Source organism: Geobacter sp. SVR, assembly GCF_016865365.1.
GTDB lineage: Bacteria > Desulfobacterota > Desulfuromonadia > Geobacterales > Pseudopelobacteraceae > Pelotalea.
Window position 1 is genome coordinate 2782615 of the sequence record NZ_AP024469.1, and the last position, 24525, is coordinate 2807139.

General features: G+C 57.0%; 20 protein-coding genes. 9 read left to right on the forward strand and 11 right to left on the reverse strand.

All coding sequences use genetic code 11. From position 1 onward, the window contains the following. Positions 1-142: 142 nt before the first annotated feature. Genes GSVR_RS13010 through GSVR_RS13020 form a run of 3 tightly spaced genes read right to left on the reverse strand, consistent with a single transcriptional unit; the run spans position 143 to position 3502 of the window. Positions 143-901, reverse strand: a complete 759-nt coding sequence (locus tag GSVR_RS13010; RefSeq protein WP_173199747.1) for a succinate dehydrogenase/fumarate reductase iron-sulfur subunit — start codon at positions 899-901, stop codon at positions 143-145. Then, positions 901-2814, reverse strand: a complete 1914-nt coding sequence (locus GSVR_RS13015; RefSeq protein ID WP_173199745.1) for a fumarate reductase/succinate dehydrogenase flavoprotein subunit — start codon at positions 2812-2814, stop codon at positions 901-903. Before GSVR_RS13015 ends, GSVR_RS13010 begins: the two co-directional genes overlap by 1 nt. 10 nt (positions 2815-2824) lie before the next feature. Next, positions 2825-3502 (reverse strand): succinate dehydrogenase cytochrome b subunit, encoded by a 678-nt coding sequence (locus GSVR_RS13020; RefSeq protein WP_173199743.1) that lies wholly within the window; start codon positions 3500-3502, stop codon positions 2825-2827. 442 nt (positions 3503-3944) lie between these two features. On the opposite strand from GSVR_RS13020, the gene tgt reads away from it, so the two are divergent. After that, a complete protein-coding gene (gene tgt / locus GSVR_RS13025; protein ID WP_173199742.1) occupies positions 3945-5066 on the forward strand; it encodes a tRNA guanosine(34) transglycosylase Tgt in 1122 nt (373 codons plus the stop codon). 16 nt (positions 5067-5082) lie between these two features. Here tgt and GSVR_RS13030 read toward each other — a convergent pair whose 3' ends face one another. Then, a complete protein-coding gene (locus tag GSVR_RS13030) occupies positions 5083-5595 on the reverse strand; it encodes a tetratricopeptide repeat protein (RefSeq protein ID WP_173199740.1) in 513 nt (170 codons plus the stop codon). Then, positions 5585-6904 carry a diguanylate cyclase gene (locus GSVR_RS13035; RefSeq protein WP_173199738.1) on the reverse strand — a complete coding sequence of 440 codons (1320 nt, stop codon included), beginning with the start codon at positions 6902-6904 and terminating at the stop codon, positions 5585-5587. The genes GSVR_RS13030 and GSVR_RS13035 overlap by 11 nt, the downstream gene beginning before the upstream one ends. 202 nt (positions 6905-7106) lie before the next feature. Between GSVR_RS13035 and GSVR_RS13040 the strand changes: the two genes are divergently transcribed. Together GSVR_RS13040 and mazG are read left to right on the forward strand one after the other, a co-directional pair. Beyond that, positions 7107-8015, forward strand: a complete 909-nt coding sequence (locus GSVR_RS13040; protein WP_173199736.1) for a hypothetical protein — start codon at positions 7107-7109, stop codon at positions 8013-8015. A 122-nt stretch (positions 8016-8137) separates the two neighbouring features. Continuing rightward, complete coding sequence (gene mazG, locus GSVR_RS13045; protein ID WP_173199734.1) at positions 8138-8929, forward strand: nucleoside triphosphate pyrophosphohydrolase; 792 nt, start codon at positions 8138-8140, stop codon at positions 8927-8929. Between the two features lie 518 nt (positions 8930-9447). On the opposite strand, the gene murJ is transcribed toward mazG, so the two are convergent. Further along, the gene (murJ, locus tag GSVR_RS13050) at positions 9448-11013 is read right to left on the reverse strand and encodes a murein biosynthesis integral membrane protein MurJ (RefSeq protein ID WP_173199732.1); all 1566 of its coding nucleotides are present in this window, start codon (positions 11011-11013) and stop codon (positions 9448-9450) included. A gap of 425 nt (positions 11014-11438) precedes the next feature. On the opposite strand from murJ, the gene GSVR_RS13055 reads away from it, so the two are divergent. Further along, positions 11439-11942 (forward strand): MucR family transcriptional regulator, encoded by a 504-nt coding sequence (locus tag GSVR_RS13055; protein ID WP_173199730.1) that lies wholly within the window; start codon positions 11439-11441, stop codon positions 11940-11942. A gap of 52 nt (positions 11943-11994) precedes the next feature. Here the strand turns inward: GSVR_RS13055 and rsmA are convergent, their stop codons facing one another. The 5 genes from rsmA to GSVR_RS13080 form a co-directional block, all read right to left on the reverse strand. Continuing rightward, entirely contained in the window at positions 11995-12792 is a 798-nt protein-coding gene (gene rsmA / locus GSVR_RS13060; protein ID WP_173200005.1) for a 16S rRNA (adenine(1518)-N(6)/adenine(1519)-N(6))-dimethyltransferase RsmA, read from the reverse strand. Positions 12793-12797: 5 nt separating this feature from the next. After that, the gene (gene tsaD / locus GSVR_RS13065) at positions 12798-13820 is read right to left on the reverse strand and encodes a tRNA (adenosine(37)-N6)-threonylcarbamoyltransferase complex transferase subunit TsaD (protein ID WP_173199728.1); all 1023 of its coding nucleotides are present in this window, start codon (positions 13818-13820) and stop codon (positions 12798-12800) included. A gap of 103 nt (positions 13821-13923) precedes the next feature. Further along, positions 13924-15240 carry a PhoH family protein gene (locus tag GSVR_RS13070; RefSeq protein ID WP_173199726.1) on the reverse strand — a complete coding sequence of 439 codons (1317 nt, stop codon included), beginning with the start codon at positions 15238-15240 and terminating at the stop codon, positions 13924-13926. Positions 15241-15381: 141 nt separating this feature from the next. Continuing rightward, complete coding sequence (locus GSVR_RS13075; protein ID WP_173199725.1) at positions 15382-16533, reverse strand: aminotransferase class V-fold PLP-dependent enzyme; 1152 nt, start codon at positions 16531-16533, stop codon at positions 15382-15384. A 20-nt stretch (positions 16534-16553) separates the two neighbouring features. Continuing rightward, positions 16554-17807, reverse strand: a complete 1254-nt coding sequence (locus GSVR_RS13080) for a right-handed parallel beta-helix repeat-containing protein (RefSeq protein WP_173199723.1) — start codon at positions 17805-17807, stop codon at positions 16554-16556. Positions 17808-18085: 278 nt separating this feature from the next. Here GSVR_RS13080 and GSVR_RS13085 point away from each other — a divergent pair, with 278 nt between their 5' ends. The 5 genes from GSVR_RS13085 (at position 18086) to GSVR_RS13105 (ending at position 24496) form a co-directional block, all read left to right on the forward strand. Continuing rightward, positions 18086-20317, forward strand: coding sequence for a vitamin B12-dependent ribonucleotide reductase (locus GSVR_RS13085; RefSeq protein WP_173199721.1), 2232 nt, complete (start codon positions 18086-18088; stop codon positions 20315-20317). A 403-nt stretch (positions 20318-20720) separates the two neighbouring features. After that, entirely contained in the window at positions 20721-21245 is a 525-nt protein-coding gene (locus tag GSVR_RS13090) for a TIR domain-containing protein (RefSeq protein ID WP_173199719.1), read from the forward strand. Between the two features lie 90 nt (positions 21246-21335). Further along, on the forward strand, positions 21336-21851 hold the full coding sequence (locus GSVR_RS13095) for a toll/interleukin-1 receptor domain-containing protein (protein WP_173199717.1): 516 nt from the start codon (positions 21336-21338) through the stop codon (positions 21849-21851). A 39-nt stretch (positions 21852-21890) separates the two neighbouring features. Then, positions 21891-22451 carry a TIR domain-containing protein gene (locus GSVR_RS13100; protein ID WP_173199715.1) on the forward strand — a complete coding sequence of 187 codons (561 nt, stop codon included), beginning with the start codon at positions 21891-21893 and terminating at the stop codon, positions 22449-22451. Positions 22452-22765: 314 nt separating this feature from the next. Then, complete coding sequence (locus GSVR_RS13105) at positions 22766-24496, forward strand: TIR domain-containing protein (RefSeq protein WP_239077323.1); 1731 nt, start codon at positions 22766-22768, stop codon at positions 24494-24496. Positions 24497-24525: the final 29 nt, after the last annotated feature.

Consider the following 24525-nt stretch of genomic DNA (forward strand, 5'->3'; position numbering starts at 1 on the left):
TCTGCCGTAAACGCTTTACGATGAGACGCAGAGCCCGAAACGGGAGCCCTCAAAACCTGGACAGCTTCACCCATACGACAAAAAAAGGGCAGCCGGAGGGCTGCCCTGATTCTACCGCATTATAATCGAAAAACAATAGCCGTTAGCCGAATTGTGCCTTGAGGAATTCGCGGTTCATCCGGGCGATGAACTTGACGTTGATTCCCTTGGGACAGGAGGCCTGGCACTCGTAGTGGTTGGTGCAGTTGCCGAACCCGCAGTCGGCCATGGCCTGGGTCATGCTCCTGACACGCTGCTTGGCCTCGACCTTGCCTTGCGGCAACAGTGCCAGCTGTGAGACCTTGGCGCCGGTGAACAGCATTGCGGCGCCGTTGGGGCAGCCGGCAACGCAGGCACCGCACTGGATGCATTCGGCTGCGTCCATGGCCTCATCGGCAATGGGCTTGGGAATCAGGATGGCATTCCCGTCGGCAATACCACCGGTATGGCAGGAGGTGTAGCCGCCGGCCTGCTGGATCTTGTCCAAAGCGCTGCGGTCGACGATCAGGTCCTTGATGATCGGGAAGGCGCGCGCCCTCCAGGGCTCGATGTAGATGGTGTCGCCATCCTTGAACTTACGCATGTGCAGCTGGCAGACGGTGGTGCGCTCCTGGCCGCCGTGGGGGGCGCCGTTGATAACCTGGGAGCACATGCCGCAGATCCCCTCGCGGCAATCGTGGTCGAACACGATCGGTTCCTTGCCGGCCAGGATCAGGTCCTCGTTGACGCAGTCGAGCATTTCCAGGAAGGAGTGGTGCTCGGTGATGTTTTTGGCGGCATAGGTCTCGAACTTGCCCGGATCGTTGGCATTCTTTTGGCGCCACACGATCAGCGTCAGTGTCATGGTCTTGTGATCGCTCATTATTTGTAGCTCCTTACGGCGAGATGTACGTTATCGAACTTCAACGGCTCCTTGTGCAGCTCGGGCTCCTTGTCGACCCCCTTGAATTCCCAGGCGCCTACGTAGCAGTAGTTGGCGTCGTCGCGCTGAGCTTCGCCCTCGTCCTGGTATTCCACACGGAAGTGGCCGCCGCAGGACTCGTTGCGGTGATGGGCGTCGCGGCACATGAGTTCGGCGAACTCGAGGAAGTCGGCAGTGCGGCCGGCGTTTTCCAGCTGCTGGTTCAGTTCGGCGCCGGAACCGGACACTTTGACGTTCTTCCAGAATTCCTCGCGCAGGGCCGGGATCTTCTTGAGGTTGGTCTCCAGGGACTCCTTGGAACGGGCCATGCCGCAGTTTTCCCACATCAGGCCACCCAGCTCGCGCATGAAGTCGGAGACGGTGCGTTTGCCGTTGATGGAGAGGAACTTCTCGGTCGATTTGTTGACATCTTCTTCGCACTTCTTGAACTCGGCGTGATCGGTGTTGACCTGACCCGGCTTGACGGTGGCCAGGTAGCCGCCGATGGTGTAGGGAATGACGAAATAGCCGTCGGCCAGACCCTGCATGAGGGCCGAAGCGCCGAGACGGTTGGCGCCGTGGACCGAGAAGTTGGCCTCACCCAGTACGAAAAGGCCGGGGATATTGCTCATCAGGTTGTAGTCGACCCACAGGCCGCCCATGGAGTAGTGCGGGGCAGGATACATGCGCATCGGACGCTTGTAGGCGTCTTCGTCGGTGATCTTCTCGTACATCTCGAACAGGTTGCCGTAGCGCTCCTTGATGGTATCGGCACCAACGCGCTTGATGGAGGTGGAGAAATCCAGGTACACGCCGCGGCCGCCGGGGCCGACGCCACGGCCGTCGTCGCACTGTTCCTTGGCGGCGCGGGAGGCGATATCGCGCGGAGCCAGGTTGCCGAAGCTCGGGTACTTGCGCTCCAGATAGTAGTCGCGGGCCTCTTCCGGGATCTCGTTGGGGTGTTTGCCCAGGTCGGCCTTGTTCTTGGGAACCCAGCAGCGGCCGTCGTTGCGCAGCGACTCGGACATCAGGGTCAGCTTGGACTGGTAGTCGCCTGCCTGCGGAATACAGGTCGGGTGGATCTGGGTGTAGCAGGGGTTGGCGAAGTAGGCGCCCTTCTTGTGCGCTTTCCAGTTGGCGGTAACCGAGCAGCCCATGGCGTTGGTGGAAAGGTAGAACACGTTGACGTAGCCGCCTGTGGCCAGGCAGACCGCATCGGCCGCATAGGATTCGATCTGGCCGGTGACCAGGTTGCGAACCGTGATGCCGCGCGCTACGCCGTCAACGACAACCAGATCGAGCATTTCGCGGCGGTCGTACATCTTGACCGTGCCGGCCTTGATCTGACGGGACAGGGCCGAATAGGCACCCAGGAGCAGCTGCTGACCGGTCTGGCCGCGGGCATAGAAGGTACGGGAAACCTGGGCGCCGCCGAAGGAGCGGTTGTCCAGGTAGCCGGCGTAGTCGCGGGCAAAGGGGACGCCCTGGGCCACGCACTGGTCGATGATGTTATTGGATACCTGGGCCAGACGCCACACATCCGCCTCACGGGCACGGAAGTCGCCCCCCTTGATGGTGTCGTAGAACAGACGGTAGATCGAGTCGCCGTCGTTAGGGTAATTCTTGGCGGCGTTGATGCCCCCCTGGGCGGCGATGGAGTGGGCGCGGCGGGCGGAATCCTGATAGCAGAAGGCCTGTACGTTGTATCCCAGCTCACCCAGCGAAGCGGCGGCAGCGCCACCGGCCAGGCCGGTTCCGACCACAATGATGTTGTATTTACGCTTGTTGGCAGGGTTAACCAGCTTCAGGTCGAAGCGGTGTTTGTCCCAGGTCTGCTGAATTGGTCCGGTAGGACATTTTCCGTCTAGTATCACAATAACCCCCTTATTTCAGTATGTGGACGAGAATGGTGAATGGCACGGCAACATAGCCGAAGAACATGATCAGGGCGAGCAGCGTGCTCCCCTTGGTCAGGCACGGCTGGGTGCGATCATTGTTCCAGCCCATGGTCTGGAACGAGCTCTGGATGCCATGGGAGAGGTGCAGAAACAGTACGATCATCGCAACGGCATACAGGAGGGCAATGCCGACGTTCTGGAAGCCGGCCACAACCATGCCGAGAACATTGGGGTTGCCCAGGGCATCCGGATGGGCAAGGGCGGCGGTCGAAGGGTCGATCACCTGGAAGGTGAAGTGCAGCAAGTGATAGATGATGAAAGCGAGGATCAGCAGACCGGTCCAGATCATGGTCTCGCTGGCAAAGGTCGTTTTCTGGGTCGACTTGACCGCATAGGCCTTGGAACGGCCGCTGCGGTTCTCGATGGTCACCTGGATGCCGTACCAGATATGGAGGCAGGCGAATATCAGCAGGCCGAACCGGAATCCCATGATGATGGGAAGCGGCATGCTGTGGAGGTGATGGGCATAGGCGTTGAGGCCGCCTGTCAGCCATCCGAAGATGGTGGAGTTCCCGAGCAGATGAATGATGGCGAACAGGATCATGCACTGTCCTGTTATGGCCATCACGATCTTTCTGCCAATAGATGAGCTAAACAGTTGCATAGATTTCCTTCCTTTTCTGAAATTTTGTACTGGCATGGAATTGAAGTGCCGTTGGAGCCGGGGAAACAACCGTTGAAACCGAAGGGGGACCACGCCAGCGCATTCTGATAACAATCTGCATATCATCCTCCTCAAGTTTTATTGAGATGCGGCAGCCGTAAAAAACCGGCCATAAATTGCATGTGAAGCGCCTAAATTACTGGACACGAGATATTAAACGCCGTTGTATAAAAATGCAACTATTTTGTATACAGGATACAAAATGAGAGCCCTCCAAAAGCGTTCTACAGCGGGATTGCAATCAGGAAGGCAATCATGGTATTGATTGACGGGGAGTTCGATTCCGTTCCCCCGGCAAGGGTCCGGGCGAACGGTTTTTGTATTTCTCCCCTGACTGCCCCGGACACATCCGAATCCGCCCGATACTGAAAGGCATCGCAGTATGGAATTTACTCTGCTTAAAAAAGACCGCAATTGCTCCGCCCGCCTCGGCATCCTCAGCACGTCGCGCGGAGAGATCCAGACTCCGATCTTCATGCCGGTGGCGACCCATGGCGCCATGAAGCCGCTGACACCCGCCCAGATCGAGGAAACCGGCGCACAGATCATCCTCAGCAACACCTATCATCTGCACCTCCAGCCGGGCGAAGGGCTGGTGAAAAAAGCTGGGGGGCTGCATACGTTCATGGCATGGAACAAGCCGATTCTGACCGATTCCGGCGGATTCCAGGTCTTTTCACTGCCCAACAAGCGCATCACCGAGAATGGTGTTTTCTTCAGGCACGAGATCACCGGGGAGGAAATCTACCTCGACCCGGCCACGGCCACCCGCATCCAGCAGGATCTGGGGGCGGACATCATCATGGCCTTCGACGAATGCATCCCCTACCCCTGCGAGCGCAGCTATGCCGAACAATCCACCCGGAAAACCATCCGCTGGCTCAAGGAGTGCCAAAAGGCCATGGTCGACAACGGCCAGGCGCTGTTCGGCATTGTGCAGGGCAGCGTCTATGAGGATCTGCGGGCCATGTGCGCCAAAGAGATGCGTAAACTGGACCTGCCCGGGTACGCCATCGGCGGGGTTAGCGTCGGGGAAGGGCTGGAGCTGCTCAAAAAGGTGGTGGCCTGGACCGCGCCCCACCTGCCCGAGAACAAGCCGCGCTACCTGATGGGGGTCGGCCTGCCGGAGGACATTCTGGAGAGCGTCGAGCGCGGCATCGACATGTTCGACTGCGTGATCCCGACCCGCTATGCCCGCAGCGCCACGCTCTTTACCCGGAGAGGCAAGATCCGATTGACCAACAAGAACTACAAGCGCGACTTCTACCCGGTTGATCCCAGCTGCAGCTGCTACACCTGCCGAAACTTCAGCCGGGCCTACCTGCACCACCTGTTCGTGGCCAACGAGGTGGTATCGGCGGTACTGTCCGCCATTCACAACGTCCATTTTTACCTGACCATGATGGCCGAGATCAGGGAGGCCATTGCCGAAGGGCGCTTCATGGAATACAAAGGGAAATTCCTGGAGGGATACCGCCAGGGAGAACGGCGGAAGGAGCGCTGATTGCCTGCCCGGTGACTCAGCGCCTGATTTTCTGTTCCAGTTCGAGATCGAGGCTTTTCAGACGCTCCAGGGTCTGGCGCAGTTCCCGGTTGTCGCGGGTCAGGGAGAGATTCTGGTCCCGCAGGGACTTCAGTTCGCGTTGATAGCTCCGCGCACTCCTGCTGCCGGCCAGATAAGAGACCAGCGGTGCAGCCTGATACGTCCACATGCTGCGGGGAAACTCGTTCCGCAGCTGATCCAGCAGTGCCTGCGTTCTGCCCACCCCCTTGTTCCCATCTTCCCTCAGACTGAGCAGTGCCAGGCGGAACAGGGCCTCATCGGTCACCCCCTTCAGCGGCGGAGCTCCCACGACCCGCTCCAGCAGGAGGCGCGCCTCCTTTTCGCGTCCGTTCCCCAGTTGCTCCAGCGCCGCGCGAAAATTGCGTTCCTGCTCGCCCGCGCTGCTCGACATGGTCGTGATGCCGGAGAACGTGCTGCAACCCGTCAGAAGCATCGCGAAAAGCATGACAATCCCCAGCTCATGTCTCACCGGAATGCTCCTCCCGCACGATGATGTAATTGCTCCCCGACGTTTCCTTGACGCGATCCTTGACCTTGGCCGCTGCCGTGGCTATTTCCGCTGCCGTGGCATACCTGCCGGGCTGGCAGGTGAGCACGGCAATCGATATCGTGAGCAGCGGAAACACCCGCTTCACGCCGTAGCGGTCCAAACCTTCGATGGCCCCTGCGGCACGGTCTTCTTCGGAATAATATGAGGGGATCATGCCGTCGAAATCGCGGATGATCTCCTGACAGGCGGCCTTGGCGTGCCGGGCATCGATGATTACCACGAAATCGTCCCCTCCGATGTGGCCGACAAAGGCATCCGGGTCGTTCTGCCGCTTGACCGCTTCGTGAATCACTTCTCCGGTTTTCTTCAGGATATCGCTGGCCCGGATGTAACCGTAACGGTCGTTGTAGGATTTGAAGTTGTCCAGATCGATGTAGCACATGGCAAAGGAACTCTGTTCGCGCAGCCGCCTGTTGATGGAGCGCTCGATGGCGATGTTCCCCGGCAGGCGCGTCAGGGGGCTGGCATCCAGGCTCAATTGTTCCAGTTCCTTGAGCCGCACCGCCATTCTTATGAAATCCTGGGAAAGAGCGCCGACCTCATCCCCCGGCGGAATGAGGGGGTCGTGATCGAAATCGCCGGCCGCGATGCGATGGGTTGCCCTCTGCAGCTTGCCGATGGAGGTTGAAAAGGAATAGATCAGCAGCGCCGCCACCAGCAGCGACAGGGCGATACCGACCAGCGCCAGCCCCACCGCCCAGGCAGCGGTACGGGCTTCACGCTCTTCGGCCGCCGCCAGCTTCGACTCCAGCAGTTTCTGCTGTTCCGCCCGCACCTTCTCAAGGGCAATTTCGACCCGCTCCACGGCACGCCTGACCAGGGCGTCCTCCACTGTCCCACCTGCGAACATGCGATCGCACAGCTTCGTATAGGAGGCATAGGCGCCCTGCACCTCTGCCAGGCCGACTCCACCCGGTTGCCGCTGCAGCATGGACAGCGTCTGCCGGAACGAGGCCGCCTGCCGCAGATACAATTCCTTGAACTCCGGCTGCCTGAAGATGCGATACCGCCCTTCGGCCCGGTGCTGGGCCAGTATCGAATCCCTCAGGGCAATCGTCGCGGTGGCGGCGGTAAGATCATGGCGGGCGATATCGGCTGCCATGCGGTGCATGCTGTTCAATCCGACCACCGCATACACCAGGGCAGATATCAGGCAGACCCCGATAATGGAAAAGGTGACGATCAGTCTCTGGATCAGTGTCAGCCGGAGAGGTCCGGGGAAAGCCATAGTTTCATTCCAGGTGGCGGTTATCCGCGGTTGCAATAGGTTCGGGAACGATTCTCCATTGCATGGTAAAACAGGAAGACGAGGATTGCAAACTATCAGGGCCGGCCTCCGGGCACGGCACCGAAAAGCGTTGCATTTGTGCCGACGGCAGCGTTATATCAAAAGGCGTACATCACATCCCTACGCCAGAAGGTGCGTTCACATGACTCTTTCACATATCGCCATCACATCTGCAACGGCAATACTCGCCGCCTCCGTCCTTCTGGCGGTCTCAGCCGGACCGGGGCATGCCGAAGACGCCTGCAGCCCTGCAACGGCAGCCGCGGAACAGGTCGTGAAGCTGCGGCAGGAAAATGAAATACTGAACCTGAGAATCAGGCAGTCCGAAGCGAATGTGTTTCCCGAAGAACGTCTCCGCCGGAGAAAGGCCCTGCGGCTCAAGGAGATGGCTGCCGACGTCAGGACCCAGCGACAGATCACCGCTGATTTCGAGAAATTCGCTGCCTGGATGTGCACCAACCTGGCCGGCTACAACCGCTATATCCAGGCCGGCTCCCACGCCGCGGTCCTGGCGCGGTTCCTGCCGATTCCCTATGCCGGACAGGCCTCGGTTTTCACCAAATTTGTCTCGCAGTTCACGGTGGCGCTCAACTCGGCCTCGCTCTCGGTCAACGCCTACATGGCCTCATCGCAGAAACTGATTGCCATGAGCGACGCAATCGATCCGGCAGCGCCCAATGAGAAAAGTATAGCAGATACGGCCCAATTCGCTGACCGGCAGTTTCTGAAGGACATGCATGAAGCCCAGTCCAGGCTGGCGGCTGTGTCCGATCTTTCCTCCGGCGCCCTCTCCTTCCTGGTGGCGCTGAACAACTACGTCAGCGGCACGGACGAATACCTGAACAAGCTGAAGGGGATCATCAAGAAGGACGTTGACCCCAAGGAGAAGAGCTTCCTGAGCGAAAACATCGGCAGCCTCAAAGGCCAGGCCGACCGCTTCAACGGCAGGCTGCGCACTTTTGAGGAGCTGAACAACAAGGAGACAGCCGCTGTCAGGTCGCTGGCAGTGTACGACGAACTGCTGGTCGAACTCAAAAACACCAGCCTGTAACTCCTCAGCTTCCTTCGTAACTCCCTGTTCCCTTTAGGCCCTCTAGGGCCTCTTATCCCAAGAGGGAACGCATGATCGGATTTTTTCGATTACCTTATCCATTACAGAGAGGAACCTAATACATGAAAAACGCTGCTGCAGGCTTTGAAAAACTGCTGAACATCATGCACACGCTGAGGGCTCCGGGAGGCTGCCCCTGGGATGCGGAACAGACCCATGAAAGCCTTACGCGTTACCTGCTGGAAGAGACCTACGAGGTGATCGAGGCCATCGACAGCGGTTCCACGGAGCTGCTCCGGGAGGAGTTGGGGGACCTGCTGCTGCAGCCGGTGTTCCATGCCGCCATTGCCGAGGAGCAGGGACGCTTCGACATGGCGGATGTCATCCAGACCCTGTGCGAAAAGCTGATCCGCCGCCATCCGCACGTATTCGGCGATGCGGTGGTCCGCGACAGCTCCGCCCAGATAGAAAACTGGGAAAAAATCAAAAAGCTGGAGAAAGGGGAGGAGCGGCGCTCAGCCCTGTCCGGTGTGCCCGCGCATCTGCCGGCCCTGCTCAGGGCGCACAAAATCACCGAAAAAGCGGCGCGGGTGGGCTTCGACTGGGAACATACGGATCAGGTTGTTGCCAAGGTGCTGGAGGAGCTGCACGAATTCCAGGAGGCCATGGCCGAGGGGAAGAGCGAACGGATGGAAGCGGAACTCGGCGACCTGCTCTTCGCTATCGTCAATCTGGGCCGATTCCTGTCCATCGACCCGGAGGATGCGCTCCGGAAAACCATTGGCCGGTTCCAGTACCGTTTCCAGTACGTGGAGGACCAACTCCATGCCCAGGGCAAAAACTTGAGCAACACTTCATTAAACGAAATGGACCTTTTGTGGGAAGAAGCGAAAAAGCGGGAGGTTGCCGAATGATTACAGGCACATGTCGAGGAGGTTACATATTTATCAACAAAAGCTGTGGAAAAACTGTGCACAACCATGTTGATGAAAATCAAAAGTAATATTTTTACAAGAGATTTTTACATTTTGCCTGATTTTTATACACCAAGTTTTCATTGAAAAAACAACAACTTACATAACAACACCGGTATACTGCATATTTAAGAGAGCTACTCAGCGCAAACGTGTTAAATATTTTTTCATGCCAAATCGGATGTGAAAAAAATCTTTTTCGGCCCGTACCGGGTTTCCAGCCAATTCAGCATCTTTGCCTGCCGCATTAACGCTTCATTCTTATAAAACAGCGTTTAAACCACATTAAATTACACATACATTATTATTTTCAAAATGGGCGGCCGGACCACAGGTACTGCATATGGGCGGCAGCCGCCGCCAGGAATGTGGGTCGCGGGCATGGCGACCCTGCCGGGATATGCACAGAAAGACGAGAAAAGGGATACGAGCTGGCCGCTGATTCCTTAGGGGAAACTCTAGAACCGCAGCTTTTTTCTGACCATCCTGATCGCTTCAGCGGCCTCTTCGGAACCCAACAGGCCGACGAACAGCAGGTATACCGCAATTCCCGCCACGATCGTCCCCCCCAGAACGGCTCCCTTGATGAATTTATGCCCAACCAGGGACCAGTCGGCAAACCCGCTCAAAAACCACACGGCGGCCGCCATGGGCACTGAGGCTGCCAGAGACTTCAAGCCGGAGGAGACGATGCCCCTGCCGCCGAAGGGGCCGATCTTGCGGCGCAGGAACCAGAGCAGCAGCAGCATGTTTCCCAGGGCCGAAATGGTAGTGGCCAGGGCCAGGCCGCCGTGCTTGAGCGGCCCCATCAGGGCCAGGCTGAAGCCGAGATTGATCAGAAAGGCGCACAGGGCTGTCCAGACCGGTGTGACGGTGTCCTTGAGCGAATAAAAAGCGGGCGCCAGAACACGTGTCATGGCAACGAACGACAACCCCAGCGAGTAATACAGCAGCGCCTGGGCGGAGTTGACCGCCTTGGCATAGTCAAAGGCTCCCCCCATGAAGATCAGGCTGAAGATGGGGGTCGCACAGACCATCAGCCCCACCATGGCCGGTATGGTGATGAACAGCGTCAGACGCAGCCCGAATGCCAGCGATTCCTTCATGCCAGCCATATCCCCCTCGGCTGCCTGCTTGCTCATGGAAGGCAGTACGGCCTGGGCGACCGATACGGTGAAGATCCCCTGGGGAAACTCGAACAGCCTTTGGGCATAGTAGAGATACGAGACGCTTCCCTGCGGCAGCAACGAGGCCAGAATTGCGCCGACAGTGATGTTGAGGTAGTAGACCCCCACCCCGAAGACTGCCGGGACCATCAGCATGGCTATGCGCCGTACCTCCGGGTCATTGAAGGCGAAGCGGGGACGAACGGGAAAACCCATGCGCCACAGCACCGGCAATTGCAGCACAAGCTGTAAAATCCCGCCGATCAGCACGCCGGCCGCCAGGGCCGTAATGGGCACTTCGAAATAGTTTCTCAACAGGAGAGCAGCCAGGATCATGGCGATGTTCAGAAACACGGTTGAGATGGCCGGGGTGAAAAAATGGCGCAGCGTATTGAGAATGCCCATGCAGAGCGCCACCAGGCTGATGAAGAAGATGTAGGGGAACATCATGCGGTTGAGCAGTACGGTCAGCTCGAACTTGCCCGGCACGGCGCGGAATCCGGGAAACATCAGACCGACGATCCAGGGAGAAAAGAGGATACCGGCCAAGGTAACGGCGGCCATGACGATGGTCAGCAGCGTAAAGCAGGCGTTGGCAAGCTGTCGGGCTTCATCCTTGCCTCTCGTGGTCAGGGTTCCGGAAAAGATCGGCACGAACGCGGAGGTCAAGGCCCCTTCCGCAAAGAAGCGGCGCAGCATGTTGGGGACCTGGAAGGCCGCAAAGAAGGCATCGGTGGCGAATCCGGCGCCGAACAGCCGAGAAACCACCATGTCCCGCACCATGCCCATGATGCGGGAGAGTATCGTGGCACTGCCCAAAACGCCGGCTGCCCGGGCTATGTTACGTTTTTCAGACATCAGGTACGCATCCTCCGTCGGTGCAGAACTTATGCTCAGGATTCGAGAACAAAGTTTTTCAGTTTGTCAAGCTGCGACAACAAAATAAACCGGAACAGCCCAGGAGCAGCGGCTGGACAGTACATTCGATCCCGGTCACTCTCGTCAAAACCAATACTGTTTCAAGATCGGCAGTCGAGGCGATGAAGGCCACCACAGGGCTGCACTAGAAAGAACATTCATCGGCAGAACTAGTTGCTAGTTCCCTGGTATTACAGCTACAGCCGGACCGTAAATTATATCGTCAGACACAAGAAGAAAGCGCGATCAGTACTGAATCGGCTGATAAATATTCAGCCTGGAACAGTAAGGAAACCGATTATTCCCTTGATTTATAGATTAAAATGAGGTTTAATTCTATAAATTTAAATTCACAAGGAGGGTTTATGACCGCAACACTCGTAGAACTGACGGCAAGCATCGTTTCTGCCCATGCTGCAGGCAATGAACTGTCTAGCGACGATCTGATCCTGGAGATCAACAAGGTCTATACCACCCTGAAGAAGCTGGAAACCGAGGGTGTTGTCGAAGAGGCCGGCGCTGCCCCTGCGGTACCTGCCATCACACTGAAAAAAGCCTTTCAGAATGACCAGGTCACCTGCATGATCTGCGGCAAGAGCGGCTTCAAAACGCTGACCAGACACCTTAAGCAGGCCCATGACCTGAAACCGGGCCAGTATCGCAAGCAGTTCAACATCCCTGCCAGCCAGTCGCTGACCGCCAAGAACTACTCCGAGGCACGCCGCCAGGCAGCCAACGAAAACAATCTGGCCGCCAATCTGGAAAAGGCCCGGGCAGCCAGGGCCGCCAAAAAAAGCGCGCCTGCCAAAGCTGCCAAGCCGGCCAAACCGGCCGTGAAAGCCGCCAGAGGCGCGAAGGCCAGGGCATAAGCTTCGCATCACCACAGTAAAAAAAACCGCCAACGGCGGTTTTTTTTTGTGCCTACACCCCTGACAGTTGTCGTGAGAGACGGGCAAATTCGTCCAGCGACAGGGTCTCTCCCCGGCGCCGGCCGTCGATGCCGCACTGTTCAAGCAGTCTGTCGATTCCTTCCGGTACGGGCAAGTCGGCGTGTTTCAGGCAGTTTGCCAGGGTCTTGCGACGCATGGCAAAAGCGGCCTTGACCACCCGCCTGAACAACGCCTCATCCCCCACCTCGACCCGTGCCTGCGGCAAAGGCACGAATCTCATCACCGCCGAATCGACCTTTGGCCGGGGATGGAAGCAGCCCGGGGGAACGATGAACTCCCGCCTGATATCGAACCAGAGACCGAGCAGGACCGTGGTGATGCCGTAATCGCCGCAGTCGGGGGGAGCCACCAGCCGGTCCCCCACCTCTTTCTGCAGCATCAACACCATCTGCGACAGGCGCTCACGCACCTCCAGCAGCCGGAACAACACCTGGGTCGAGATGTTGTACGGCAGATTGGCGATGACCTTCCATCCCGACTGCCCTGCCAGAAGAGCGGACAGATCGACTGCCAGGATATCGCCATCCACTACCGTTACCGCCGGATTTTCCCGATACAGTTCGCTGTGCGCGGCAGCCAGGGCATGATCGTATTCGATCAGCAGCAGCCGTCCGGCCTGGCGGATCAACTGCTCGGTCAGGGCTCCCCGGCCGGGGCCGATCTCGAGTACGGCATCGCCCGGCACCAGGGCCGCGCTGCGCACGATCCTGTCCACGATGTTCTGGTCGACCAGGAAGTTCTGGCCCAGGGACTTGAGCGGTCCGCGCATGGTCTTCACGGTGCGGCCTCCCCGATGGAATCCATATCCCAGGTAGCGGTCACGTCGAGCGTCATGGGCGAGGCGGCCCCCTTTTCCAGGTAATAATTGCCTGCCACGGCCAGCATGGCGGCATTGTCGCCGCACAGCGACCGGTCCGGGATGTGCAGCTCCAGCCCCAGCGACTGGGCCAGATCGCGCATGCGCGCCCTCAGGCCGCTGTTGCAAGCCACCCCCCCTGCCACCACCAGCCGTCGGGCTCCTGTTTCGCGAAGCGCCGCCTCGGTTTTGGCTGCCAGCACATCACAGACCGCCCGCTGGAATGAGGCGCACAGGTCGTCGGCCGCTGCGCTGGGGATGCTGACCGGATGCTGGGCAACATGCTGCAGCACGGCGGTCTTGAGTCCGCTGAAGCTGAAATTGAGACTGCCGTCCCTCATGAGCGGCCGCGGCAACTTGACGGCATCAGGATTGCCATCCTGGGCCATGCGGTCGATCCTGACACCGCCGGGATACTCGAACCCCATGATCTTGGCCGACTTGTCAAAGGCCTCGCCGGCGGCGTCGTCCAGGGTTCTCCCCAGGGTCCGGTAGCGGCCGAAGCCCTCCACGAGATAGAGGTGAGTATGGCCGCCGGAAACCACCAGGGCCAGGAAGGGAAACTCCACCGGCTGTTCCAGGAACGCGGCAAAGATATGCCCTTCGATATGATGCACCCCTACAAAGGGGATCGCACGGGCGCAGGCAATGGCCTTGGCAGCGGACAGGCCGACCAGCAGCGCTCCTGAAAGTCCCGGCCCGCGGGTGACGGCAATACCCTCGATGGCGGACATGGCGACGCCGGCCTGTTGCAGGGCCTGGCCGATTACCGGCGAGATCATCTCCAGATGCTTGCGCGAGGCGATCTCTGGTACGACGCCGCCGTATTCGGCATGGACAGCCACCTGCGACGAGACCACCGAGGAGAGTATCCGGCGGCCGTCAGCCACCACCGCGGCAGCGGTTTCGTCACAGGATGTTTCGATAGCTAAAAGGAGCATAGTTTCTCACTCTAAAAAAGGACATAAGGGACTCAAACGACCCACAGGACAAAAGTCCTTGAAGTCCTTGACGTCCCTTATGTCCTTTGCAATTCAAATAAATCTACAGCAGGTTTGCAGCCAGCTCCGCCAGCTCCGACCGCTCCCCTTTGGTCAGGGTCACGTGGGCGGCGATCTTCTCCCCTTTGAACTTTTCCACCAGATAGGTCAGACCGTTGCTGGACGCGTCCACATAAGGGTTGTCGATCTGGTAGGGGTCGCCGGTCAGGATGATCTTGGTGCCGTCCCCCACCCTGGTCACGATGGTCTTGATCTCATGGGGCGAGAGGTTCTGGGCCTCGTCCACGATCAGGTACTGGTTGGGAATCGAGCGGCCGCGGATGTAGGTCAAGGGCTCAATGTCCAACAGCCCCATGGCCATCAGCTCCTTGTAGCCCTTGCTGTGGCGTTTTTCCGATTCGTGCCCTGAGATCAGCAGCTCCACGTTGTCGAAGATCGGCTGCATCCAGGGGGTCAGTTTTTCCTCGATGTCACCCGGCAGAAAACCCAGGTCCTTGCCCATGGGGAAGACCGGCCGCGAAACCAGCAGGCGATTGTAGACGCTCTCCTCGGCCACCTTGTGCAGACCGGCGGCAATGGCCAGCAGCGTCTTACCGGTGCCGGCCTTGCCAACCAGGGTTACCAGCTTGATGGAATCGTCCATCAGCACGTCCAGGGCAAAGGACTGTTCGCGGTTGCGGGGATACAGGCTCCAGATGCCCTCCTTGGGCACCTTCCTGACCGGCACGATGCGGCCGCTGGCGACATCGTTGCGGCAGATGGCAGTATGGGAGGGATTGACGCTATCGGCGATGGTGATGAACTCGTTGGGGGAAAGATCGGCCGGAGCATCCAGCCAGCCCTGCCCGTAGAAGCGGTCGACCTCGTCGGCGGCCATGGCAACGGTGCGCGTACCGGAATAGAGGTCCTGGATATCGATCTTGTCGGACTCGTAGTCCTCGGCGGTCAGGCCGATGACGTCGGCCTTGATGCGCAGGTTGGTGTCCTTGGTGACGAACACCAGCGGAATGTCGGCCTGGCGCTCGCGCACCTCCAGCGCCACCGCCAGGATGCGGTTGTCGCCGCTGTCCACCCGCAGGTCCACCGGCAGGTGTTTGAGATGCTTCTCGGAGAACATCTCGACCTGCAGCAGCCCCTGACCCGGCAGGGGCACGCCGCCGGAAAGCGAGCCCTTTTCCCGCATCGTGTCGAGGATACGCGAAATCTGGCGGGCATTGCGGCCGGTTTCGTTCATATCCTTCTTGAAGCGGTCGATCTCTTCGATCACTGTGATCGGGATGATGATGTTGTTTTCGTGGAATTTGAAAATGGCCTGGGGATCGTGCAGCAGAACGTTGGTATCGAGGATGAAATTTTTCACTGGAACCTTTCCGGTCTGGGAGATGGTCAGCCTGAGGCTGGTGGGGACAGTCTTTCAGAATCCGTGACGCTGTGAGCCTCCGTACGCCGGAAGCGTGTGCGGATTTCAATTCGGTTTTCGATGTTCCTCACGGGGGGGTGTTTACTGTCCAGCCGTTCGGATGCATTCTACAACGGCATCGCAGAAAAATGCAATCTCCGCGGTGGTGGAGAACCAGCCGGGGCTGAGACGGACCGTGCCCCCGGGGAACGTGCCCAGGGCGCGGTGGGCCAGCGGCGCGCAGTGCAGTCCCGCCCGCACGGCAATATCGAAGCGCTGGTCCAGTGCAAAGGCCAGGGCTGCCGAATCGAACCCTGCCACAGTGAAGGAGAGCACTCCCCCTCTCAGCAGGGGATCCGGGGGGCCGCAGATGGTCAGGCCGGGGATGTTGCCCAATCCCTGCCGGGCGGATTCGGCCAGGGACCGCTCCTTGCCCCCCACGACGCTCACCCCCTGATCGAGCACAAAGTCGATGCCCGCCGCGAGTCCGGCAATACCCGGCATATTATGGGTGCCGACCTCGAATCCTTCGGGGATGGCTGCCGGTTGCTCCTCCAGGGTGGAATGTCCGCCGGTCCCGCCGGCCATGAACGGCCTGAGCGCCACCCTGGGGGCCACATACAGAAAGCCGGTCCCCTGCGGCCCCAACAGTCCCTTGTGTCCCGGGGCAGCGAGAAGATCGATCCCGCTGCCAGACACGTCGATCGGCAAGCTCCCTGCCGACTGGGCCGCGTCGAGCAAAAACAGGGCACCCGCCTTGCGGGCAACGGTAATCATCTCCTCCACCGGCTGGATCGTGCCGGAGACATTGGAGACATGCCCCACGGCAACCAGACGGGTGTTGGGCCGCACGGCGCGGCGAACATCGGCCGGGTCGACCAGGCCGTCGCTGCCGGCATTCACGATGGTCAGCTCCACCCCCTGCCCGCGCAGGAGATACAGCGGTCGCAACAGGGAGTTATGCTCCATAGCGGTGGTGACGACATGGTCGCCGGCGGCCAGGGTGCCGCGTAGCGCCAGGTTGAGCGCCTCGGTGGCGCTGTGGGTGAAGATCACCCGCGACGAGTCGCGCGCCGACAGAAGCCGCGCCACCGCTTCCCGGGCCCGGAACAGCAGGCGCCCCGCCTCCAGCGAACGGCGGTGTCCTCCGCGCCCGGCAGAGGCCCCCACCTCGCGCATGGTCTGCATCACCGCCTGATAGACCGACTCGGGCTTAGGAAAGGAGGTTGCGGCATTGTCGAGATACAAGGACATGGATGGCACCTATAGCATGGTCAGGGGAGCGCCGCAGGGGTCTCACTCAGCCAGGGAAAATTCATCACCCTGCCCGAGCGCGGCTCAAGGGCTGCATCGAAAATCTTGGCGCTAATGGCTGCCTCGCGGAAACTGCCCCACCAGTTCAACACCGCGCTGACCTCTTCGCTGCCGGCATTGGCCAGGTGGTAGCCGGCGTTTCCGGTAAAAGCACTCTCCCAGACCGTCACGCGGCCGTCTCTCACCCGCAGGCCGTCCCCGGCGTTGTCGGCGATCAAACAGCGCTGCACCTTCAGCCGGGCATCAATGAGCCTCAGTCCCACTTCACGGTTGCGGACAAAGCGGGTCGTGGACACCCGGCCCTCGCCTCCCTGCAGAGACGCCCCGATAGCATTGCCGGAGAAGTCGCAGGCAGTGAATTTGAGCCGGCAATCCTCGGTGGTGATCCCCTCCCGTTCGCTGCCGGTAACCGATACCGACGACAGGGCCAGGCCGGAACGGTATGCCGCCAGCCCCTGCCGGTTGTCGGCCAGGGTGCTTTCCCGCAGGTCGAGTTCGCTGTCGTGCACCTCCAGAGCTGTCCCGCAGCCGCTGACACGCATCCCGGAAAGGGTCACGGTGCTGTCCTGCAACAGCAGCCCGGTTCCGGCGCCGCTGATCGCGCCCCCTTTCATGGTCAGGTTGGAAAACCGGGCCTCGAGCCCGGTCCCGGCCCCTTCGATGCGCACATGCTCCAGGTGGTTGCGCTTTTCGCTGGACAGAAGCAGAATGCCCCCCCAGCCACCCTTTTCGGGGGCCTGTGCAGCAGGGGCAAACAGAATCGGACGCTCGGGGATGCCGTTAGCCTGAATCCGGCCCATGACCACCAGGCGCGGCACCTGGAGGCCGGCGGACGGTTTCAGGAAGCGCACCGTGGTGCCCGGCTCGATCCGAACGGTCGCCTGTGGGGCAATCACCAGAAAGCCCCTGATCAGCACGGTTCCGCGCCAGGTGGTATCCTCGGTCAGGGTTGCGTTTTCATAGGCGGTTTCGCTGCGGAGGGTGTCCACTCCGGATTCATCGGAGCGGAAAGGCACGGCACCAGCCCCGGATGATGCTGATGGAACCACAGCCGGTGGCGGGCCTGCCTGCAGGGACAAGGGGCTGAACATGCTGCAGACCAGGATGGCAACGAGGGCGGCCTTGCGGATGGCTCCGCTTAAGGGAGTCGCCTGCCCGCACCTGCGTCTTGGATCGGAATACATGGTATAAAGGGCCTTGAAGATATCGGTCATCGTGTCACACTCCCACCTGCGTCCTACTGATTAGCATACTTTTCCCAGCGCTGCAAATTCGATTGCTGCGCCCATTTTTCCTCCTGCACTGATGTTGTCGGACATCTTCCCAAGTTCTTTCAAGAAGTTAGACCTGTCTTAAATATTTTATTGACACGGCATATATGTTGTGGTTAAGTCACGACCGCCACACAAAATGTAGTGGTCGCCATTAAAAACTCCAATTCCTTCCAATATATCGATTTGTCGAGACATTTCAAAAGCCAGGGAGAAACATCATGAAAAAAGACTCTGCCAACGACACCATTCCCGGTCTGTCCAAAAACGCCCTGACCGTGCTGGAAAAGCGCTATCTCCGGCGCGATACCCAGGGAAAGGCACTGGAAACACCGGCCGACATGTTCCGCCGCGTGGCCGACACCATTGCCGCTCCGGACAAGATATACGACAAAAAAGCCGATCTCAAGGCGATATCCGATAACTTCTACCGCATGCTGACCACCTTCGAGTTCCTGCCCAACTCCCCTACCCTGATGAACGCCGGCCGTGAATTGGGCCAGCTCTCGGCCTGCTTCGTGCTGCCGGTGGGGGATTCCATGGAAGATATCTTCGATGCGGTCAAGTTCACCGCCCTGATTCACAAATCCGGCGGCGGAACCGGCTTTTCCTTCTCGCGCCTGCGTCCGGCCAACGATGTGGTCAGCTCCACCACCGGCATATCCAGCGGTCCGCTCTCTTTCATGCGGGTATTCGACACCGCCACGGAAACCATCAAGCAGGGGGGCACGCGCCGCGGCGCCAACATGGGCATCCTGCGGGTGGACCACCCCAACATCATGGATTTCATCATGTGCAAGGCGGACCAGAAGCAGCTCAACAACTTTAACATCTCCGTCGGCCTGACCGAAAAGTTCATGCAGGCCGTCGAGCGCGACGACGAGTACGAGCTGATCAACCCGCGCGACAAGAAGGTAGTCGGCACCCACAACGCCCGCAAAGTCTTCCAGCGCATCGTCAAACAGGCCTGGGAAAACGGCGAGCCGGGCATCATCTTCCTGGACCGCCTGAACCGCGACAATCCCACTCCGCAGGTCGGCGAGATCGAATCCACCAACCCCTGCGGCGAGCAGCCGTTGCTGCCCTATGAGTCCTGCAACCTGGGCTCCATCAACCTGGGCAAGTTCGTCAAGGACGGCGTCATCGACTGGAACAAGCTTAAAAAAGTGGTGCACGACGCCGTGCACTTCCTGGACAACGTCATCGAGGCCAACAACTATCCCCTGCAGCAGATCCACGACATGACCCACGGCAACCGCAAGATCGGCCTGGGGGTCATGGGCTGGGCCGACATGCTGATTCTGCTGGGTGTGCCCTACAATTCCGAAGAAGCGGTCAAGCTGGGCAAAAAGGTGATGAAGTTCATCAACGACGAGGGGCATCTCGCCTCCCAGGAACTGGGCACAAAGCGCGGCTCGTTCCCTAACTTCAAGGGTTCGATCTTCGACAAGAACAGCGACTCTTCACCCATGCGCAACGCCACGGTCACCACCATCGCTCCCACCGGCACGATCTCGATCATCTCCAACGCCTCCTCAGGCGTTGAGCCGCTGTTCGCCGTGTCCTACATCCGCACGGTCATGGACAAGAACGTGCTGGTGGAGGTCAACCCGATGTTCGAGCAGATCGCCAAGGAGCGCGGCTTCTACTCGGAAGAGTTGATGAAGAAGATCGCTGAGCACGGCACGGTGCAGGATCTGCCCGAGGTGCCGGCCGATGTGCGCAAGGTATTCGTCACCGCCCACGACATCGAGCCCGAGGACCACATCCAGATGCAGGCGGCCTTCCAGCTCTACACCGACAACGCCGTCAGCAAGACGGTCAACTTCCCCAACACCGCCACCATCGACGATGTTGAGAAGGTCTACATGCTGGCCTACGAAACCGGCTGCAAAGGGGTCACCATTTACCGCGACGGTTCCCGCGACGAGCAGGTGCTTTCCACCGCCAAGAAGGAGGAAAAGGTCGAGGCGGTTGTGGTGGCCGAAGAAAAGACTATCAAGCGCGAGCGCCCCAAGGCACTGAAGGGCTGTACCCACCAGATGCAGACCGGCTGCGGCCCGCTCTACGTCACCATCAACGAGGACAGCACCGGGCTGTTCGAACTGTTCACCACCATGGGCAAGGCTGGCGGTTGTGCCGCCTCCCAGGCCGAAGCCATCGGCCGCATGGTATCGCTGGCCTGGCGCAGCGGCATCCAGGCCCGTCAGGTGGTCAAGCAGTTGCTCGGCATTTCCTGCCACTGCCCATCAGGCTTTGGCGACAACCGGGTGCTCTCCTGCGCCGATGCGGTGGCCAAGGCGATTCAGGCCCACATGCTGGCCAACGGTTATGACATCAACGCCGAGGCCGCCCGCCAGGACCGCGGCGCCTGCCCGGAATGCGGGGGGATTGTGGAACATGAAGGGGGATGTTCGGTGTGCCATGTGTGCGGGTATAGTGAGTGCGCGTAAGGGAATGTACCTTAATCGCATCGAATAGACGCTGAATGAACCGGCGCCACGGAGATACTCCGGGCGCCGGTTTGCGTTTGAGCGGCCAGGAAACAAGCCTGTAGGGTCCACGCTCCGGCTCTTGGTTTAACAGCTTCAATCTTAAGTTTTCGGTGTACGCTTACTGCCCATTCTCCTGAGTCGTCTGTACAACCCAAGAGTGTCTATAGAACTGAGGGCGATTTAGTAGTATGCCTGCAAAGTCGAGAACAAAAAATTCATTTGTCACTGTGGTCCATTGATGCTGACGAATGCTGAGAATATTCCTGAACTGGAAAGATGGCTAACAACGTGGCGGAACACGGACTTCGCTTCGCTCAGCGGTGCGCCTTGTGACGTTGGACTAAAATTAAGGAGACTCAAAATGGCTGAAATAAAACGAAAGGTTTTTATCAGTTACTACCACCATGATGATGAAGAATATCGTGACGAATTTGAGGAACTGTTTGGACACCTGTTCATCAACAAATCCGTCAATGACGGAGATATTGATTCCGATCTAGGTGCTAAATATATCAAGCGCTTGATTCAGGCTGGGTATCTTACTGACACCTCAGTGCAGGTCGTACTAATTGGGGAGAACACTTGGAAGCGTAAGTATGTTGACTGGGAAATATCCGCAGCTATTTCCACCAGGGTTGGCGGTGTTTCCGGCCTCTTGGGACTTTTACTCCCGACTTATCCTGGCTACAAAGAAAACAAGTATACAAGCAGCACCTTGCCACCTCGGTTCCATGACAATCTGGAGAGCGGCTATGCAAAACTTTACAAGTGGACTGAAAGTGAAACAAACATAACCAAATATATAAATGATGCTTTTGACCGGAAAAGCAAAAATTCTGATTTGATAAAAAACGGCCGGTTGCAGTTTGAAAGGAACCGTTCATGACGGATCTTGTACAGCGCACCCAGAATGCGGTGAAATTGCACTACAAATAAGCGACGTAACAATGTCAACTCAATCAAAAGGACGGTAACCATGCCAATCTTCATCTCGCATACTACTCAAGACGATGCACTGGCCAGGAGAGTTTACAGCCGCTTAAAAATCAACCACAACATTGACTGCTACATAGATGATATGGATAAAGAATTGGCAAGCAAACGAGGGACTTCACAGCTTACTCAATTGCTCGTAGACCGTTTGCGGCGTTGCGATACGGTTCTGGCAGTGGTCTCAAGTAATACAAAGAACTCATGGTGGGTTCCATTTGAAATTGGAACTGCACGTGAAATGCCTAGAATTATTACGAGTTTCACATCACTTCCTGATCGACTATCTTATACAGCTCAAGAATGTTTGCCTGAATATTTGTTGGAGTGGCCTCGATTTAGGTCAGATAGTGACATTGATTTGTTTGCCCGCCAGTACAAACAAAAATCGCTTATTCTCGAATCGGGACGTGTGAAAATTGCTGGCGCACATGCAGGCCTCCAGGATGTGAGAAATTTTGAGGCAAACGTTATGAAATCCCTTGGCCAACGGAATTTTTAATATTTATATGTTTCTATTCTGAGCAGGAGGAGATCGTCAATGCTTAACGTTACCCGCCGGAAGGTATTCATTTCTCACTACAAAGGTGATCGCGACGAAGTCGATGAATTCATCGACCATTTCGCCAACAGGCATCGAGTCTTTATCCCAAAAGTCTTAGGGGCGAATGATAACGACGACTTCATCAACAGCACCGATACAGATTACGTCATGCGCCGCATTCGCGAAAAGTATTTGGAAGACAGTACGGTAACTATTATACTCCTTGGTAGTTGTACACATAGTAGACGTTATATTGACTGGGAGATCAAAAGCTCTCTCCGACAAGGCCAATACACGCCCAATGGGCTTCTGGGAATCGTCCTTCCAAGTAGAAACAATACTGCCTTTTTGCCTCCAAGACTTGAAGAAAACTGGAACGCTGAGCACCGCGATTGTTATGCAAAATACTGGTCCTATCCCGGTTCGGCTAGCCAGCTTTCCGAGTGGATTGAAGATGCCTACTTGGCGCGAACAGCACGAGCGCATCTGATTTCTAATTCAAAAGAGATGGTGAAATACAACGCTCGCTGCAAAATGTGCGGAGTGACACACTTATGAGTGATCGATATCAGCCGCCATTAGCTGTCCATTTAGTATGGCATCCATCAGACAAGGATTCAGTCGATCCAATTCTAGAGACTATCTCAACCCATCTTACGAGAAATGTTGACCGGCCGTTTTCGCGGAATTTGAATATCCCCCTTTTTCTGTACAGTTCCAACAGTCCCAATATTGTGCCAGGCGCCGTCTCTCAGGAACTTGCGGCACGAAATGTCCTATTCGTTTTCACAAGCATCAACACCAGAGGCCGCGCCTCGTGGAATGACTACATTCGATCTCTTCCGTGTACAGGCTCGATGAGAGTTATCCCAGTGGCTTTGAGTCGCGAAGGACTTGGCCATGGTGAAGATGGTAGCCTCAAGAACCTCAACTTTCTCCGAGCATACCAATGGCCCAAAGGTGCTATACAGCAACATGCAATCCTTGCCATGGTTCATGAGATTTACCGCCATGGATTTGTTGAAATAATAGAGAGTGACAAAGGCAAGTCTTCGTCCATAAAAATGTTCCTAAGCCATGCGAAAAGTGGGGATACTGGTCGACTTCATGCTGAATCCATAAAGCGTTTTATTGAAAACACAAATATGTCGCACTTTTTCGACGCTACGGAAATTTCTCCGGGATTCAAATTTGACGATGAAATAATTACAAACATCAGAGAGTCAACAATGGTCGCAATTGTTAGCGACGCTTACTCTTCTCGCTATTGGTGCCAGCGGGAAATTTTGTGTTCCAAAGAACATAACAGACCAATGATTGCTGTTGATTGCTTGGATGATTATGAAGACCGAATTTTCCCTGCCGGATCCAATGTACCATGTGTTCACGTTTCGCCTAAGTCACCGCTGAGTGAGGCAGACATTCTAAGGATACTTATTGCCGCAATATTAGAAACAGTACGTTACCATCATGCATTAAAGTCGCTTGAGTACTACCAATCACAGGGGTGGGTAGACGCAGATTGCGTTTTATCACCTCGGCCACCTGAGATACGTCAGATGCTCACATTTAAGGATCTGGGCAAAACTAAGATTTGCTACCCTGAACCCCCGATTTACTCTGAGGAGGCGTGTTGGCATAGCCAAATTGGAATGGATTCTTTCACTCCTCTTTGGAGTTTAACGGAATCTTCCTTGCTTGATGGCCTGCGGATTGGTATTTCCATCTCAGATGTTCCTAGTAGTGGATTCAGTGAAAACCATATTCCAGAAAGCCAATCTGCAAGATTCGCTCAGGATCTAGCTCGTCATCTTCTTGCCAGATCAGCCACGCTTGTCTATGGGGGAGACTTGCGCAAGGATGGGTTTACTGAATTTATTCTTGATGAAGCAGTTGCACTGAAAAGTCGTTTAAACGCTGATCAAATTCATGTGGAAAACCACCTAGCTTGGCCAATTCATAAGACCAATATGGAAATCGTGGTATGGCGCGCCAGTTACAGTGGGGTCATGAAAACTATCGAACATAGCATTCCAGATGATATTGCGTGTGCGGTAGACAGAGACAATTTCCTCCCTCCATCAACGCCCCAGAACAAGTACTTTTGGTCACGCTGCTTAACAGAAATGAGGTTAAAATCTATAGATTCTTCACATGCACGCATTTGTGTTGGGGGAAAGCTTTTCGGATACAATGGCAAAATGCCAGGTGTCTTAGAAGAAATTCTCATTGCAATTGACAAGAACAAGCCTATCTACTTGATGGGAGCGTTTGGTGGTGTTGTTGGCGATATTTGTAAGGCGCTTCGTGGTAAGGCCTATCCCGACGCTCTCACTGAAACCTGGCAATTAACGCACAATGATGGATATGTTGATCTGCAAGAAATCGCACGTACGCATGATATGCATGCAGATTATGACGCAGTCAAAACAACCCTTGTAAACATCAATGTCCCAATACTAGCTGCAACTGCTGGTCTAGAAGAAGAATCCTATATACGGCTGATGGAAACCCCTTTTGTTGATGAATGTATTCACCTTATAATCCAGGGATTGAAGAATCTTTCGTCCAAAATGGTCAAAAAAGAGAGAGCGGGGTCTTAATTCTAAGGAGACCTATGGGGCCAGGCTTT